We start from the raw sequence: 15,527 nt of genomic DNA, 5'->3' as shown, positions 1-15,527 counted from the left end.
CCGCACATAACGTGTAAGTAGTGTTTCCCGGGAGGTGACTATGATTGCCAGCAAATTCGGTATCGGCCAGCAGGTCCGCCACACTTTGCTAGGGTATTTGGGTGTGGTCGTGGATATCGACCCGGAGTATTCCCTTGATGAACCGTCAGCGGATGAGCTGGCGGTTAACGCAGAGCTTCGCGCCGCGCCCTGGTATCATGTGGTGTTGGAGGGGGATGATGGACAACCCGTTCACACCTACCTTGCTGAAGCGCAGCTGAGTAGCGAACTGCAGGATGAGCATCCAGAGCAACCCACGATGGATGAACTTGCTCAGACTATCCGCAAACAGTTACAGGCCCCGCGCCTGCGGAACTAAGCGTGTAAAAAAAGCCCGATAAACGGGCTTTTTTTTATGACTTCGCCAGCCCCAGACGGGGAATCTCAATCGCCGGACATCGGTCCATTACCACCGTCAGACCGGCTTCTCGCGCCAGCACCGCCGCCTGCTCGTTAATGACACCCAACTGCATCCACAGCGTTTTCGCGCCGATGGCGATGGCCTCTTGTGCCACTCCCCACGCTGCCTCGGAGTTGCGGAAAACATCCACCATGTCGACTTTTTCAGGTACCTCGTTCAGCGTGGCGTATCCCTGCTGACCGAGTAAGGTTTTACCGGCCACTTTCGGCGACACAGGGATGACGTGATAGCCCTGATCGAGAAGGTACTTCATCACCCGGTAGCTTGGGCGATCCGGTTTATCGCTTGCCCCTACCAGTGCAATCGTGCGCGTCGATGTCAGAATCTCGGCAATTTCGTTCTCTTTCATGGTTTTCCTCCAGGCTTTTTTATGAGTGTACGTCAAAGCGCACATCTCAACCATGCATCCCATGCAGATGCATGAGGGCAAAACGGCAGAATATGTCTATATGTTAGTAAACGTGATTATCGAAATATTTGGATACATTACCGCGGCCGAGTCATTTCAACAGGAGCCCTCTATGAAAACCGGCATTGCCACTGCTGTGATTGCGTTAGTGATGCCAGTTTGCGTCTTTGCGACCACGCTACGGCTTACAACGGATATTGATCTGCTGGTGCTGGACGGAAAAAAAGTGTCCAGTTCCTTGTTGCGCGGTGCGGACAGCATCGAACTTGATAATGGGCCACACCAGCTGGTATTGCGGGTAGAAAAAACCATCGGCCTCGCTAATCATGAACAACGCATGTATATCTCTGCGCCGCTGATTGTCAGCTTTAATACCCAGCGGGTCAGTCAGGTGAACATTACCCTCCCGCGTCTTGAAACCGAAAAAGAGTCGGCGGCCTTTGACGCCTCTCCGCGCCTTGAACTGCTGGACGGGGATTCAATGCCGATTCCGGTAAAACTCGATATTCTGGCGTTAACCTCGTCCCCGAAAGGCACCGATTACGAGGCCGCGACCGAAATCTATAACAAGGCGGGCAAACGCGCTTCCCTTCCACAGTTTGCCACCAGGATGGCCGACGACAGTACGCTGCTGTCCGGTGTCTCAGAGCTGGATGTTATTCCGCCACAGTCCCAGACGCTGACGGAACAGCGTCTTAAATTCTGGTTCCAGCAGGCCGATCCTGAGACCCGGGCCCGTTTTTTACAGTGGGTAAAGCAACAACCTTCATCATAAGCCACATTTTTTTCGCCTTTCTCTTGCAGCGTCAGGCGGTTCCCGTCATCGTGTAGTCAGTTAACCTGATGGATAAGATTATGGAACTGACAACACGCACGCTACCGGAACGCAAACACATTGCTCTGGTTGCGCACGATCACTGTAAACAAATGCTGCTTAACTGGGTTCGCCGCCATCAGCCATTGCTGGAAAAGCATGCTCTCTCAGCGACCGGGACAACCGGTAACCTGATCCACCGCGAAACGGGTCTGGAGGTCAATGCCATGCTGAGCGGCCCGATGGGCGGCGACCAGCAGGTCGGCGCTCAGATCTCTGAAGGGAAAATTGATGTACTGATTTTCTTCTGGGATCCGCTGAATGCGGTTCCGCACGACCCGGATGTCAAAGCCCTGCTGCGTCTGGCAACGGTATGGAATATTCCGGTGGCGACGAACCTGTCGACGGCAGATTTCATCATTGAATCACCACACTTCAACTCACCGGTTGAGATCCTGATCCCGGATTATCAGCGCTATCTTTCCGAAAGACTGAAGTAGTTTTTGCCCGGTGGCGACATGCTTACCGGGCCTGCAATATTACCGCTCCGCTATCCCGTTAAGGCTTCCTCACCACTGGCACATCAATACTCTTCAGAATATCGACAAACACCGACGGCTCCTCTTTGTTGAACAGCAGCCACACGCGATGACGCGCGCGGGTCATCGCCACGTACAGCAAACGCCGCTCTTCGGCGTCCGGAAAATCTTCCGGGACCGGCAGTAATGCCTGTTCCATTACCGACTCTCGTGCCGGAGCCGGGAAACCATCGCTCCCCTCTTTAAGCCCCATCACTATCACATAGTCGGCCTGCTGTCCTTTGCTGGCGTGGATGGTCATAAAATCGAGCTGCAGCTTCGGCCAGCGGGTCGCGGCTTTTTCCAGCGCCGCAGGCTTAAGATGGTGATAGCGTGCCAGCACCAGAATACGTTCATCCGGCTTCGCATAGCCGCTCAGTTTGTCCAGCAGCGGCTCCAGCTGATCGTCCGCCAGCAGGGTAACGGCTTTTTTGTCCCCGGCCCGGAGGCTATTTAGCGGTTTTGCCAGCTGATGCGGGTTCTGCTGGATAAAGCGGTTAGCAACTTCACCAATCCGGGAATTAAAGCGGTAGGTGGTATCCAGATCGCTGCGATCGCCTTCGCCAAAATAGTGATGGAATGCAGTCGTCAGGGAGAGCTGTGCCCCGCTGAAGCGATAGATAGCCTGCCAGTCATCGCCCACCGCAAACAGCGAGGTATGTTTATTTTGCGCCCTTAACGCCGAGAGCAGCGCGGCACGTTGCGGCGAGATATCCTGGAATTCATCCACCAGGATATGCTTCCACGGGCTGACAAAACGGCCCTTCTCAAGAATGATAATGGCCTGATGGATCAAACCGGAGAAATCGACGGCATTTTCCTCTTTCAGCGCGGTTTTCCAGGCTTTCAGCATCGGGGCCATCAGCTTAACCCGCTTCGAAAACAGGGCGCGGATCGTCTCCGGCGCGCTTTCAATCATCTCGGCTTGCGATCCGCCGTGCATCCGCATCAGGCTAACCCAGCGGTCGAGGCGAGAGCCCAGGCGACGAGCCAGTTTTTCATCCTGCCAGAAATTGCCTTCCGGTACGTCCCAGTTGAGTTCTTCTTCCAGCCACTGACGCCACCCTTTAGCCTGCGCCTTTTTCTCACTGCACTGCTGACGCCACGTTTTAATGAACAACGCCTGACGCGCCTGCGTGTCGTTTTCCAGCTTGCTGATGGCAGGCACTTTTTTACTGCCCTGCTGAATGATATGCAGCGCCAGGGCATGGAAGGTTCTGGCGGTAATATCCCGGGTATGCAGGCGTTCCTGTATGCGTTCGTCCATCTCCTCGGCTGCCTTACGGCCAAACGCCAGCAACAGTATCTGGTCGGCAACAGCCTCACCCGTTGTCAGTAGCCAACCCGCACGGGCCACCAGCACCGACGTTTTGCCGCTTCCGGCACCCGCCAGCACCAGCAGGGAGTGCTCGCCGTTAACCACGGCGCGCGCCTGTGCAGGGTTAAGCGGTGAAGATTCAACCGTGCTGAAAAAGTCGGCATAACGGGTCAGCATGGCATCTGTCCACGCCTGGTTGTGCGCCAGCCGGCTCTTGTCTGTATCGCCAAGCCAGGCCTGACACTGACGCCAGGCGTCACGGCAATTGTCGAACTCGTCAAGACGCGTCACGGATAACGGCAGTGCCGCCAGCGCCTGCCTAATCTTTTGCTGCAACCCGGCCGTCTGCTGGCGGGTGAGCCACGTTTGTTGCTCGTTACTTTGTGCAATATCGTTCAGTACCTGCTGCAGTACCTGAGCGGCAATCACGCTCATATCCTGGCTCCACTGCTGCCAGAGCATATTCAGGTGATGATGGAAGCGCTGGGTCTCAGCCCACTCGGTACCGTGAAGGCGCACGACTTTATCGTCAGGCAGGACAAACTCCAGTTCGCCCCAGACCAACCCGCGTTTACAGTGGATAGCCAGCAGTTGATTAAACGGAATGAGGTATTCGTGGCGTTCTCCGGAGACTTTCACTCCGGCATTAAGGAGGACAACCCTGTCGTAGGGGTGTTGCGCCAGGCGTCTGCCTAATGATGTTGCTTTCAGTTCCATGTCCAGCCGAATCCACGAAGAGATAATTTACCTGACAGTTTAACTGCCAGTTTTAAGGTGCTCCAGCCTAAAAAAACGTTACAATCACTGGGCGTTAATCATATCGAAAGGAACTGAGGGTTTATGCGTACTGTTCTGAATGTTTTGAATTTTGTGTTAGGCGGTTTTGCCACCACTCTTGCCTGGCTTTTTGCCACGCTGGTGAGCATCGTCCTTATTTTTACGCTCCCCCTGACCCGCTCCTGCTGGGAAATCACCAAACTCTCTTTCATCCCGTACGGGAATGAAGCCGTCCACGTTGACGAACTGAACCCGGAGAGCAAAAACGCACTGCTGAACACGGGAGGCACAGTTCTCAATATTCTGTGGCTGGTTTTCTTCGGCTGGTGGCTGTGTGTGATGCATATCTTTGCCGGTATTGCCCAGTGCATATCCATTATTGGTATTCCGGTGGGGATCGCGAACTTTAAGATTGCCGCCATCGCGCTTTGGCCAGTCGGGCGCAGGGTCGTTCCGGTAGAAGTGGCACAGGCGGCACGTGAAGCAAACGCGCGTCGTCGTTTTCAGTAAATAAGGACTGGCCGTGCTTATGCTAAGCCCACTGCTTCGCCGTTATACCTGGAACAGCATCTGGCTTTATAACGTCAGAATATTTATCGCACTTTGCGGCACGGTTGCCCTGCCGTGGTGGCTGAATGACGTAAAACTCACCATCCCGCTCACGCTGGGAGTGGTTGCGGGGGCGCTGGCGGATCTGGACGATCGCCTTGCCGGGCGCCTGCGTAATCTTGTGATTACGCTGGTCTGTTTTTTTATCGCGTCAGCCTCCGTGGAGCTGCTCTTCCCCTGGCCCTGGCTGTTTGCCATTGGCCTTACGCTCTCTACCAGCGGGTTTATTTTGCTTGGCGGCCTTGGGCAGCGCTATGCCACTATCGCCTTTGGTGCCCTGCTGATCGCCATTTACACCATGCTGGGTGTTTCCCTTTACGATCAATGGTACCAGCAACCCATACTGCTGCTGCTGGGGGCCATCTGGTATAACCTGCTGACGTTAACCGGGCATCTTATTTTTCCGGTTCGCCCTCTTCAGGACAATCTTGCCCGCAGCTTTGAGCAACTGGCCCACTATCTTGAGCTAAAATCCCGGCTCTTCGATCCGGATATCGAGGAGGAGAGCCAGTCTCCGCTCTACGATTTGGCTCTGGCCAACGGTCAACTGGTCGCCACGCTTAACCAGACGAAAGCCTCACTGCTTACCCGTCTGCGGGGCGATCGCGGTCAGCGCGGAACGCGAAGAACCTTGCACTACTATTTCGCGGCGCAGGATATACATGAGCGTGCCAGCTCCTCGCACGTTCAGTATGCTGCCCTGCGCGAGAAGTTCCGCTACAGCGACGTGATGTTCCGCTTCCAGCGCCTGCTGTCGATGCAGTCTCAGGCGTGCCAGCAGCTGGCACGCTCCATTTTGCTGCGTACGCCTTATCAACATGACCCGCGCTTCGAACGCGTATTTAGCCATCTTGATGCGGCGCTCGATCGCGTTCAGGCCAGTGGAACGTCGCCGGAACATATTAAAGCACTGGGATTTTTGCTGAATAACCTGCGGGCGATAGATGCTCAGCTGGCTACCATTGAATCCGAGCAGGCGATGGCGCTCCCCGATAAAGATGTGGAGAATCAGCTTGCTGATGACAGCGTGCATAGCTTCAGCGATATGTGGCTGCGACTGAGCCGCAACTTTACGCCGGAATCGGCACTGTTTCGCCATGCGGTGAGGATGTCACTGGTGCTGTGCGTGGGTTATGCCATCATTCAGATAACCGGGTTACATCACGGTTACTGGATCCTGCTGACCAGCCTGTTTGTTTGCCAGCCAAACTATAACGCCACCCGCCACCGCCTTGCGCTACGTATTATTGGTACGCTGGTGGGCGTCGCTATTGGGCTGCCGGTGCTCTATTTCGTGCCCTCTGTCGAAGGCCAGCTGATCCTGATCGTGATCACCGGTGTGTTGTTCTTCGCCTTCCGTAATGTGCAGTATGCGCATGCCACAATGTTCATCACGCTGCTGGTGCTACTCTGCTTTAACCTGCTGGGTGAAGGATTTGAAGTGGCCCTGCCCCGCGTGATAGATACGCTGATTGGCTGCGCTATCGCCTGGGCGGCGGTCAGTTTTATCTGGCCGGACTGGCGGTTCCGTAATTTACCGCGTGTGGTAGACAGGGCGATGAATGCGAACTGTCGATACCTTGATGCCATCCTTGAGCAGTATCATCAGGGTCGCGATAACCGTCTGGCTTATCGTATCGCACGCCGCGATGCGCATAACTGTGATGCTGAACTGGCTTCGGTGGTCTCTAACATGTCCACAGAGCCTCGCGCCACGGCAGAAATTCGGGAAACGGCTTTCCGCCTGCTCTGTCTGAACCATACCTTCACCAGCTATATTTCGACGCTGGGTGCCCACCGTGAGAAATTGACTCACCCGGCCATCCTCGCCCTGCTGGATGATGCCGTATGCTATGTCGATGACGCGCTTCATCACCGACCAGCCGATGAGCCTCGCGTTCAACACGCGCTGGATGAACTGGCTCAGCGTATTACGCATATTGACCCGGGAAGCGACAGCAAAGCACCGCTGGTTCTTCAGCAGATTGGCCTCCTTATCGCTCTGCTGCCAGAAATTTGCCGACTGCAACTGCAGATCGCTACCTGGAGGAGTGATTCTCCTGTGGCTCAGGCAGCGCATTAAACCACTCCGTTAACTCCCGGCGAATTCCCGCCGGGAGTGCCGCCTCATGAAGTCCGGCGATGGCCCCTTCCAGTGCGAAGAGCACTTTAATGCTAAGCGCTTTATTTTTCGCCCGCATCTTTAGCCAGCTCGCACGGGCACCCAGCTCCCGCAGCGTCTCTTCATCAGTGATTCCGGCTTCAAAGAGCAGCACTTCAAGCTGAAAGGTGAGATTGGGCAAGTCCTTGAGGCGGTTTCGCCGATCACGCTGCGAACGCTCTTTTCGTGCCGCATTGAGCGCGAACGAGGAGAGCTGAAGCAGCCGTTCTCTGTCCTGCCACAGTCCGTCATCGACACGATAATAATTGAGCAGCACCGGGCGACCCCGTTTCATCAGGGTTAAGAATGATGAGGCATTTTTTACACAGTATTTTGCACTTTCCTCACAGGCCCGGAGATACAGCTCCCCGTCGGAGACCATAGCGAAGACGGCATCATCTACGGCCAGGGTATACCCCCCGAACAGCGCACGATGGTGGATTTCACCTAAGGGTGAAAGGTATTCCTGGGATTTATAAATCCGTTCATAAGATATCTTTTTCATGATATTTCCCTTCAAAATCATAAAGTAACAACGAAATTTCTTACTAGCGGATCCGTTAGCAGGAAAATAGGCAACTTATCGTCGTTGAGCAAGATGATTTTTCCAGGCGCATCAATAATGAATGAATTTTGCGAGTCGCTTTCCGAAAATGAGGTTGATCTTTATGCATACAGGGGTTACTGTATATCCATACAGTAACTACAGGGCTGGAATGAATATGTACACTTCAGGCTATGCAAATCGCTCAACCTCTCTCTCTTCTTCCGCTGGCAATGTCACGCAGAATTCCACCGGGCGTGTTTCGACAGGGCTTATCAGTGAAGTGGTTTATCGTGAAGACCAGCCCCTGCTCACTCAACTTCTGCTGTTGCCGTTATTACAACAGCTTGGTCAGCAGTCGCGCTGGCAGCTTTGGCTGACGCCTCAACAAAAACTGAGCCGTGAATGGGTGCAGTCCGCGGGCCTCCCGCTGACAAAGGTCATGCAAATTAACCAACTCTCTCCCTGCGATACCGTGGAATCGATGATCCGGGCGTTACGTACGGGGAATTACAGCGTGGTGATTGGATGGTTATCAGACGAATTGACCGATGAGGAACATTTTCGACTGACTGAAGCGGCTGAAGAAGGTAGTGCGATCGGGTTGATCATGCGCCCGGTTCGACCAGATTCTTATCGCAGAGGACAACTTTCTGGCCTAAAAATTCACTCAAATTTGTATCATTGAGGAAAATTAAGATTATTCCTGGAATTTTTTTTGACCACAAGATGCGATTTTAGTTCCAGGCGCCAAAACTGCGGCAAGGCTTGTCTGGTGCGGTTCTCCTTAATTTTATTGCACAAAACTCGTTCGAAAAATGTTAAATAATCGGTATACGGAACTTTTTTTTTCATATGCCTGACGGACTTCACACTTGTAAGTTTTCAGCTACGTTGTAGACTTTACATCGCCAGGGGTGCTCGGCCTAAGCCGAAGATATCGGTAGATTTATATTTGACCACGCCCCCCCGGTGAAGGATTTAACCGTGAATCTCTATTGAGACCTTCATGGCGAATTTTGGATGATAACGAGGCGCAAAAAATGAAAAAGACAGCTATCGCGATTGCAGTGGCACTGGCTGGCTTCGCTACCGTAGCGCAGGCCGCTCCGAAAGATAATACCTGGTATGCAGGTGGTAAACTGGGCTGGTCTCAGTTCCATGACACCGGCTGGTACAACAGCAGCCTGAACAACGATGGCCCTACTCACGAGAGCCAGCTTGGTGCAGGTGCGTTCGGTGGCTATCAGGTTAACCCGTATGTTGGTTTTGAAATGGGTTACGACTGGTTAGGTCGTATGCCATACAAAGGCGACAACGTAAACGGCGCTTTTAAAGCTCAGGGCGTACAGCTGACCGCTAAACTGGGTTACCCAGTAACTGACGATCTGGACGTGTACACTCGTCTGGGCGGCATGGTATGGCGCGCTGACTCCAGCAACAGCATCGCTGGCGACGACCATGACACCGGTGTTTCCCCAGTATTCGCTGGTGGCGTTGAGTGGGCTATGACCCGTGATATCGCTACCCGTCTGGAATACCAGTGGGTTAACAACATCGGCGACGGCAACACCGTTGGTGTTCGTCCGGACAACGGCATGCTGAGCGTAGGTGTTTCCTACCGTTTCGGCCAGCAGGAAGATGCAGCGCCAATCGTTGCTCCAGCGCCGGCTCCAGCTCCAGAAGTACAGACCAAGCACTTCACTCTGAAGTCTGACGTTCTGTTCAACTTCAACAAAGCTACCCTGAAACCAGAAGGTCAGCAGGCACTGGATCAGCTGTACACCCAGCTGAGCAACCTGGATCCTAAAGACGGTTCTGTAGTGGTTCTGGGCTTCACCGACCGTATCGGTTCTGACGCTTACAACCAGAAACTGTCTGAGAAACGTGCTCAGTCTGTTGTTGATTACCTGATCTCTAAAGGTATCCCAGCTAACAAGATCTCCCCACGTGGTATGGGCGAAGCTAACCCAGTTACTGGCAACACCTGTGACAACGTTAAAGCTCGCGCTGCACTGATCGACTGCCTGGCTCCAGATCGTCGCGTAGAGATCGAAGTTAAAGGCATCAAAGACGTTGTAACTCAGCCAGCGGCATAAGTTATCGTCTTATAAAAAAACCCCGCACTGCGGGGTTTTTTATTATCTGAATCTGAAGAAAACAAAAATCTATTTCTTACCCAACAGAGCCTGAAGATCATTCTTCAGCGTCGACATCTGGTTGGCGTACTTCTCTTTATGCTCGGCATCTTCAATCAACTGCACTATCGTTTCTGACAGCGTTTTCCCACGCCGTTGCGCAAGCCCTGCCAGACGTTGCCAGACCATAAACTCCAGGTCGATGGATTTTTTGCGAGTGTGCTGATGCTCCGCATTAAAATGCCGCTTGCGACGCGCACGAATAGTTTGCTTCATCCGGTTTAACAACGCAGGATTAATGTGTTTCTCAATCCAGCCGTTAACCTGTACCGGTTCATTTTCGAGGGTCAGCAAAATATCCACGGCTTCTTGCGCTGCGCTGGCTTCGATGTAGCAGGTGATCAGCTCCCCTTCACGGTGCTTTTTGACCAGGTACTTCCATTTCCAGCCGCTTTCGAGATTTTCCAGTTGTTGATATTTCATTGCGATCTCAGTGTTACCACGTAACTCTGTTCAGAATATCAGTTTTTTGGCAATCTGCTGAAAAGAAATCATATCCTGTGAGTGAATGCAGCCAATCGCTCTGCCGAAATGCCCAATCCTGCTTGGGTAGAGCCCCCCGCTTACGGTATACTCCACGCTTTTACATCTAACTAAAAAACATCAACTTTGACCATTACGAAACTTGCATGGCGTGACCTCGTTCCGGATACCGAGAGCTATCAGGAACTGTTTGCACGACCCGATCTCGCAAAAGAACACGAATTGATCCTTAGCGATACGCAACCCCGTTTGCATTATGCGCTGGAGCAGGTGTTAAGCCCCTGGGCAACATCACCCTTCATGATGCTCAAGGCCCCGGAAGAAGCGGAATATCTGACGCTTCTGGGTGATGCCATGCGCCAGTTGCGACCGCAAGCGAACGCCGTCTTTGGCGGCCAATATCGTATCGCGGGACATGATGTCACATTCGAACCGGCAGAGCAGCCCGACGACCGCTTTGCTGCCAGGGGTGAAGTGATTACCGCTAACTGGGTCGAGGCTGAACAACTCTTTGGTTGTCTGCGCCAGTTTAACGGTGAGCTCTCGCTGCAACCTGGGCTGGTGCACCGCGCCAATGGCGGCGTACTGATCATCTCGTTGCGCACCCTCCTCTCACAACCTCTGCTGTGGATGCGCCTGAAAACGGTGGTTAATCAGCAGCGTTTTGACTGGGTTGGCTACGACGAGTCTCGTCCCCTGCCCGTCTCAGTTCCTTCAATGCCGCTGTCGCTGACCGTGGTGCTGACGGGTGATCGTGAATCGCTGGCTGACTTCCAGGAGATGGAGCCCGAACTGGCTGAGCAGGCGGTCTACAGCGAATACGAAGATAACATCCAGATTACCGATGCCGATGATATGGCACAGTGGTGCCAGTGGGTGTTGAGCGTTGCGGAACGTTTCGCACTGCCAACGCCGGCCGCCGACGCCTGGCCTGGTTTGATCCGCGAAGCGGTTCGCTACACCGGTGACCAGGAGACGCTGCCGCTCTGCCCGCTCTGGATCGGCAAGCAGTTACGTGAAGTGGGTGTCGTCAGCGGTAACGGCGCATTCACCGGTGAGCAGCTTACCCAGATGCTGGCGCAGCGTGAGTGGCGTGAAGGCTATCTTGCTGACCGTATGCAGGATGAAATTCTGCTGGAACAAATTCTGGTTGAGACCGAAGGCGAACGTATCGGGCAGATCAATGCCCTGTCGGTGATTGAATTCCCCGGCCACCCGCGCGCTTTCGGGGAACCTTCCCGCATCAGTTGCGTTGTGCATGTCGGTGACGGTGAGTTCACTGATATCGAACGCAAAGCCGAGTTGGGCGGCAACATTCACGCTAAAGGCATGATGATCATGCAGGCGTTCCTGATGTCAGAGCTGCAGCTTGAGCAGCAAATCCCCTTCTCCGCCTCGCTGACGTTTGAGCAATCATACAGTGAAGTCGATGGTGATAGCGCCTCTATGGCGGAGCTGTGCGCCTTAATCAGCGCCCTGGCAGAAGTGCCAGTTAATCAGAACATCGCGATCACCGGCTCGGTCGATCAGTTTGGTCGTGCGCAGCCAGTGGGTGGTCTGAACGAAAAGATTGAAGGCTTCTTCTCGATTTGTCAGCAGCGTGGGTTAAACGGCAAACAGGGGGTGATTATTCCTGCCCCTAACGCGCGCCATTTGAGCCTCAGCCAGGACATTCTGGATGCCGTGGAACAGGAACAATTCACCATCTGGGCCATCGAAGGCATTGATGATGCACTACCCTTACTGACAAACCTGGTATGGGACGGCGAAGGGCAAACAACCCTGATGCAGACTATCCAGGAGCGCATTGCTCAGGCGACGCAGCAGGATGCTCGTCATCGTTATCCCTGGCCGTTACGCTGGTTAGGCTGGTTTAGTTCAAACTGATCGGACTTGTTCAGCGTACACGTGTTAGCTATCCTGCGTCCTTCACTAAAATAAGGCTTACTGAGAACATGGTAGATAAACGCGAATCCTATACAAAAGAAGACCTTCTTGCCTCTGGTCGCGGTGAACTGTTTGGCGCTAACGGCCCACAGTTACCGGCCCCGAACATGCTGATGATGGACCGTGTCGTGAAAATGACCGAAACCGGCGGCAACTTCGATAAGGGTTACGTAGAAGCAGAACTCGATATCAATCCGGACCTGTGGTTCTTCGGTTGCCACTTTATTGGCGATCCGGTAATGCCTGGGTGTCTGGGTCTGGATGCAATGTGGCAGCTGGTTGGCTTCTATCTGGGCTGGCTGGGTGGTGAAGGTAAAGGCCGTGCGCTGGGTGTGGGCGAAGTGAAATTTACCGGACAGGTTCTGCCTACTGCGAAGAAAGTGACCTATCGTATTCACTTCAAACGCATCGTTAACCGGCGCCTGATTATGGGCCTGGCAGATGGCGAAGTGCTGGTAGACGGTCGTCAGATTTATACCGCAAACGACCTGAAAGTGGGTCTGTTCCAGGACACTTCCGCGTTCTGATTTCGCGTTGAGCGACCCCATAAAGGCGAAACCTCCGCAGTGCGGAGGTTTCTTTTTTTGAAAGAGACGTTATCAGGCTATGAGTGCCCTGTCGCCGATGGCTTCTCGCCAGCCTCCAAGCCATTGTGACCTTTGATTTATCGTCTGATAAGGACACATTTCTTTAGATCGTCCAGCGATGCCGGCCTGATAACCACGTTGATGAGCCCGTTCCAGGCGATCTCGTTTCTGTCTCTTCATGCCTCGTTTCCCTCATTCTTTTGTCTGGTGGAAAGAAAACAGTGTCTGCACAAACTTGCGCAGGCACAGATAACGAATACCCCGAATTAGTCGCAGCGTCAATGTTCAAAATTCATACGGGTGTCATATTTGTGAGCTACCTGGAAGATCATTTGTACAAAAATTGTGACCCGGCACAAGTAACGGTCTGAAGTGAAACTGAAAAAAAAACCGCAATCAGCAACAGGCCGACTGCGGTTTTTACCGATGAATTTTACTTATGGCAGCCGGGAAATCTCCCTGGCGATGCTGGCCGACTCTTGCGCCCACCCCTGGGCCAGCACTTTCACCATTTCATCGTAGCCATCTTTCTGCTGTTTCAGCTCAAGATGGAAAGGACGCTTAATCATCTGGCCCTGATGGTTCAGCAACCACTCTCCGCTAATCACCACCGCACCGTCATAACGGCCATGGAAACCCGTAACCGTGACGTTCAGCGTATCCTGGTCGTTACCCAGCGGCTGCGACGCGACAACCCAACCCGGAAGCTGGCTGCCCAAATTGGCCACCAGCGTGTTGCGCAGCTGCTGATCCAGCGGGCTGGCCCACAGGTTGTTTGTCGCAATCACGTATTTTACGTCGCTGGTCTGGTAGACCACGCCGTTGCCTGCCAGATAATCCGGCACGGCAACCTGCTCAACCCACAGCAGACGGTTTCCCTGACTGGCGGTACTTTGTACCCCGTTTTGCGCTGCAAGAGGCAACTGATAGTAGCTCTTGTTCTCCACGCCTGAACTGCACGCCGTTAACAGCAGAGCGCCAACCATTAATAGCCATTTATTCATTCTTTTGCCCTCTTAGGCTCAGGATCCTTTTTATCTTTCGCTTCGAACACCAGCGCGTTGCTCTTCTCATTGAGCGTTTTCAGAACCGGCTGCAGTTCACGCAAGACCTGATCAAGACGTTGCATATCTGCCACCATCTTGTTGTACGCCGCCGAGCCAGGCTGGAAGCCCTGCATACTGCGGTTAAGCTCACGCAGCGTTTTCTGCATATCCTGCGGCAGCTGCTGCATACTCTGGCTTGCGGTGATCTTGTTGATGTTATCCAGCGTAGTTTGCAGGCGACGCATCGTTGCCTGGCTTTCGCTGAGCGAACTGGTCGCGGCTTCAATCATCGGATTCAGTGGCAGATTGTTAATCTTATCCAGTGTCTCCATCAGACGCTGCTGGATCTGTGCCAGGCCGCTGCTCACCGTCGGGATGATCTTATAACCACCGAACTCCCGGATACCGGTAATCGGCGGGGCTTTTGGATAGAAGTCCATATCCACATACAGCGCACCGGTCACCAGGTTGCCCGTCTTCAACGACCCACGCAGACCCCGGTTCATCAGTTCGGTAATATGCGTACCAATATCCTGATTCTCGCCAATCTGGTTGAGCAGACGTTCCGGCTCAATGCGAATCAGCACCGGAATGCGGTAATCGTCATCCAGTACCTGCTGCAGACCCGGTACAAAGAACGGAACTTGCCCCACCGTACCCAGGCGAATGCCGCGGAATTCAACAGGGGCGCCCGGCTGAAGGCCGCGGACGGAATCTTTAAAGAACATCAGGAAGTCGATGTGATCGGTATAGAGTGCGTCCTGAATGCTGCGTTGATCGTCAAAGAGCCTGAACGCCGTTTTCTCTGCAACCGGCTGTCCCAAATCTTGCCCTTCCGGCACATCAAAGCTTACACCGCCACCAAACAGCGTGGTCAGGGAGCCCATCTCCACGCGCATTCCCGCTGACGTCAGATCAACCGCGATCCCGCTGTCCTTCCAGAAACGGACGTTGCTGGTGACCAGCCGATCGTTTGGCGCGTTGATGAACAGCTGATAGCTGATGGTGCGCTTTTGCGGATCAAAGGTACTTGTTTCAACCGATCCCACGCGATAACCACGGAACAGCACGGGATCGCCCGCCGTTAACTGGCCCGCTTTTTTACTGTCCAGGATCACGCGGATGCCTTTCGCATCTGGCGGCGCAAGCGGTGGTGAGTCAAGCAGTTGGTATTGCGCCGGCTGGCTTCCTTTTTTACCCGGCTGCAGTTCAATGTAGGCACCGGAGAGCAGCGTACCTAAGCCGCTGATCCCTTCACGTCCTACCTGCGGCTTGACCACCCAGAAAGCTGAATCACCGTGCAGCAGTTTTTCCATGCCCGCGTTCAGGCGTGCCTTGATTTCCACATGGGTTAAATCGTCGGTCAGGGTTGCGCTTTCAACCACGCCCACATCGACGCTGCGGCTTTTGATGGTCGTTTTACCGCCCTCAATCCCCTCGGCATTGGTGGTGATGAGCGTCACTTCCGGTCCCTGATGGCTGTAATGATAAAACAGGATCCATGCACCGATCAGCGCGGTCACGATGGGGAAAATCCACACCGGCGACCAGTTTTTGACCTTCTGCACTTTCGCCTCTCCACTCTTATTTTCCATG

16 protein-coding genes are annotated in these 15,527 nt (G+C 53.7%); 9 read left to right on the top strand and 7 right to left on the bottom strand.

The window, feature by feature from the left end; all coding sequences use genetic code 11:
* The first annotated feature begins 40 nt into the window (after positions 1 to 40).
* Positions 41 to 358 carry a heat shock protein HspQ gene (gene hspQ, locus BH714_RS03805; RefSeq protein ID WP_040017077.1) on the top strand — a complete coding sequence of 106 codons (318 nt, stop codon included), beginning with the start codon at positions 41 to 43 and terminating at the stop codon, positions 356 to 358.
* A gap of 34 nt (positions 359 to 392) precedes the next feature.
* On the opposite strand, the gene BH714_RS03800 is transcribed toward hspQ, so the two are convergent.
* Positions 393 to 809 carry a CoA-binding protein gene (locus BH714_RS03800; RefSeq protein WP_025204532.1) on the bottom strand — a complete coding sequence of 139 codons (417 nt, stop codon included), beginning with the start codon at positions 807 to 809 and terminating at the stop codon, positions 393 to 395.
* Between the two features lie 172 nt (positions 810 to 981).
* Here BH714_RS03800 and csgI point away from each other — a divergent pair, with 172 nt between their 5' ends.
* Together csgI and mgsA are read left to right on the top strand one after the other, a co-directional pair.
* On the top strand, positions 982 to 1,644 hold the full coding sequence (csgI, locus tag BH714_RS03795) for a curli synthesis inhibitor (RefSeq protein WP_032679662.1): 663 nt from the start codon (positions 982 to 984) through the stop codon (positions 1,642 to 1,644).
* 80 nt (positions 1,645 to 1,724) lie between these two features.
* Positions 1,725 to 2,183, top strand: a complete 459-nt coding sequence (gene mgsA / locus BH714_RS03790) for a methylglyoxal synthase (protein ID WP_020884788.1) — start codon at positions 1,725 to 1,727, stop codon at positions 2,181 to 2,183.
* Between the two features lie 58 nt (positions 2,184 to 2,241).
* Here the strand turns inward: mgsA and helD are convergent, their stop codons facing one another.
* Positions 2,242 to 4,296, bottom strand: coding sequence for a DNA helicase IV (helD, locus tag BH714_RS03785; RefSeq protein WP_040017075.1), 2,055 nt, complete (start codon positions 4,294 to 4,296; stop codon positions 2,242 to 2,244).
* A gap of 123 nt (positions 4,297 to 4,419) precedes the next feature.
* On the opposite strand from helD, the gene BH714_RS03780 reads away from it, so the two are divergent.
* Together BH714_RS03780 and yccS are read left to right on the top strand one after the other, a co-directional pair.
* On the top strand, positions 4,420 to 4,866 hold the full coding sequence (locus BH714_RS03780; protein WP_025204535.1) for a YccF domain-containing protein: 447 nt from the start codon (positions 4,420 to 4,422) through the stop codon (positions 4,864 to 4,866).
* 19 nt (positions 4,867 to 4,885) lie between these two features.
* Positions 4,886 to 7,048, top strand: coding sequence for a YccS family putative transporter (gene yccS, locus BH714_RS03775; protein WP_020884791.1), 2,163 nt, complete (start codon positions 4,886 to 4,888; stop codon positions 7,046 to 7,048).
* Here yccS and BH714_RS03770 read toward each other — a convergent pair.
* Positions 7,005 to 7,631, bottom strand: coding sequence for a TfoX/Sxy family DNA transformation protein (locus BH714_RS03770; protein ID WP_020884792.1), 627 nt, complete (start codon positions 7,629 to 7,631; stop codon positions 7,005 to 7,007). The genes yccS and BH714_RS03770 overlap by 44 nt on opposite strands.
* Positions 7,632 to 7,848: 217 nt before the next feature.
* On the opposite strand from BH714_RS03770, the gene sulA reads away from it, so the two are divergent.
* Both sulA and ompA read left to right on the top strand, forming a co-directional pair.
* The gene (sulA, locus tag BH714_RS03765; RefSeq protein ID WP_032677816.1) at positions 7,849 to 8,358 is read left to right on the top strand and encodes an SOS-induced cell division inhibitor SulA; all 510 of its coding nucleotides are present in this window, start codon (positions 7,849 to 7,851) and stop codon (positions 8,356 to 8,358) included.
* Between the two features lie 355 nt (positions 8,359 to 8,713).
* On the top strand, positions 8,714 to 9,769 hold the full coding sequence (gene ompA, locus BH714_RS03760) for a porin OmpA (RefSeq protein WP_020884794.1): 1,056 nt from the start codon (positions 8,714 to 8,716) through the stop codon (positions 9,767 to 9,769).
* Positions 9,770 to 9,838: 69 nt separating this feature from the next.
* Here the strand turns inward: ompA and matP are convergent, their stop codons facing one another.
* Positions 9,839 to 10,291 (bottom strand): macrodomain Ter protein MatP, encoded by a 453-nt coding sequence (gene matP / locus BH714_RS03755; RefSeq protein ID WP_014169429.1) that lies wholly within the window; start codon positions 10,289 to 10,291, stop codon positions 9,839 to 9,841.
* Between the two features lie 186 nt (positions 10,292 to 10,477).
* Here matP and BH714_RS03750 point away from each other — a divergent pair, with 186 nt between their 5' ends.
* Together BH714_RS03750 and fabA are read left to right on the top strand one after the other, a co-directional pair.
* The gene (locus BH714_RS03750) at positions 10,478 to 12,238 is read left to right on the top strand and encodes an AAA family ATPase (RefSeq protein WP_040017074.1); all 1,761 of its coding nucleotides are present in this window, start codon (positions 10,478 to 10,480) and stop codon (positions 12,236 to 12,238) included.
* 68 nt (positions 12,239 to 12,306) lie between these two features.
* A complete protein-coding gene (fabA, locus tag BH714_RS03745) occupies positions 12,307 to 12,825 on the top strand; it encodes a bifunctional 3-hydroxydecanoyl-ACP dehydratase/trans-2-decenoyl-ACP isomerase (RefSeq protein ID WP_014169427.1) in 519 nt (172 codons plus the stop codon).
* 72 nt (positions 12,826 to 12,897) lie between these two features.
* Here the strand turns inward: fabA and rmf are convergent, their stop codons facing one another.
* The 3 genes from rmf to pqiB all read right to left on the bottom strand — a co-directional run bounded on the left by rmf (position 12,898) and on the right by pqiB (position 15,526).
* Entirely contained in the window at positions 12,898 to 13,065 is a 168-nt protein-coding gene (gene rmf / locus BH714_RS03740; protein WP_013097261.1) for a ribosome modulation factor, read from the bottom strand.
* Positions 13,066 to 13,322: 257 nt separating this feature from the next.
* Entirely contained in the window at positions 13,323 to 13,889 is a 567-nt protein-coding gene (gene pqiC / locus BH714_RS03735) for a membrane integrity-associated transporter subunit PqiC (protein WP_025204538.1), read from the bottom strand.
* On the bottom strand, positions 13,886 to 15,526 hold the full coding sequence (pqiB, locus tag BH714_RS03730) for an intermembrane transport protein PqiB (RefSeq protein ID WP_020884796.1): 1,641 nt from the start codon (positions 15,524 to 15,526) through the stop codon (positions 13,886 to 13,888). The genes pqiC and pqiB overlap by 4 nt, the downstream gene beginning before the upstream one ends.
* Between the last annotated feature and the right edge of the window lies 1 nt (position 15,527).

This window comes from Enterobacter ludwigii, assembly GCF_001750725.1.
GTDB lineage: Bacteria > Pseudomonadota > Gammaproteobacteria > Enterobacterales > Enterobacteriaceae > Enterobacter > Enterobacter ludwigii.
This window is presented reverse-complemented; position numbering and strand designations above follow the sequence as displayed.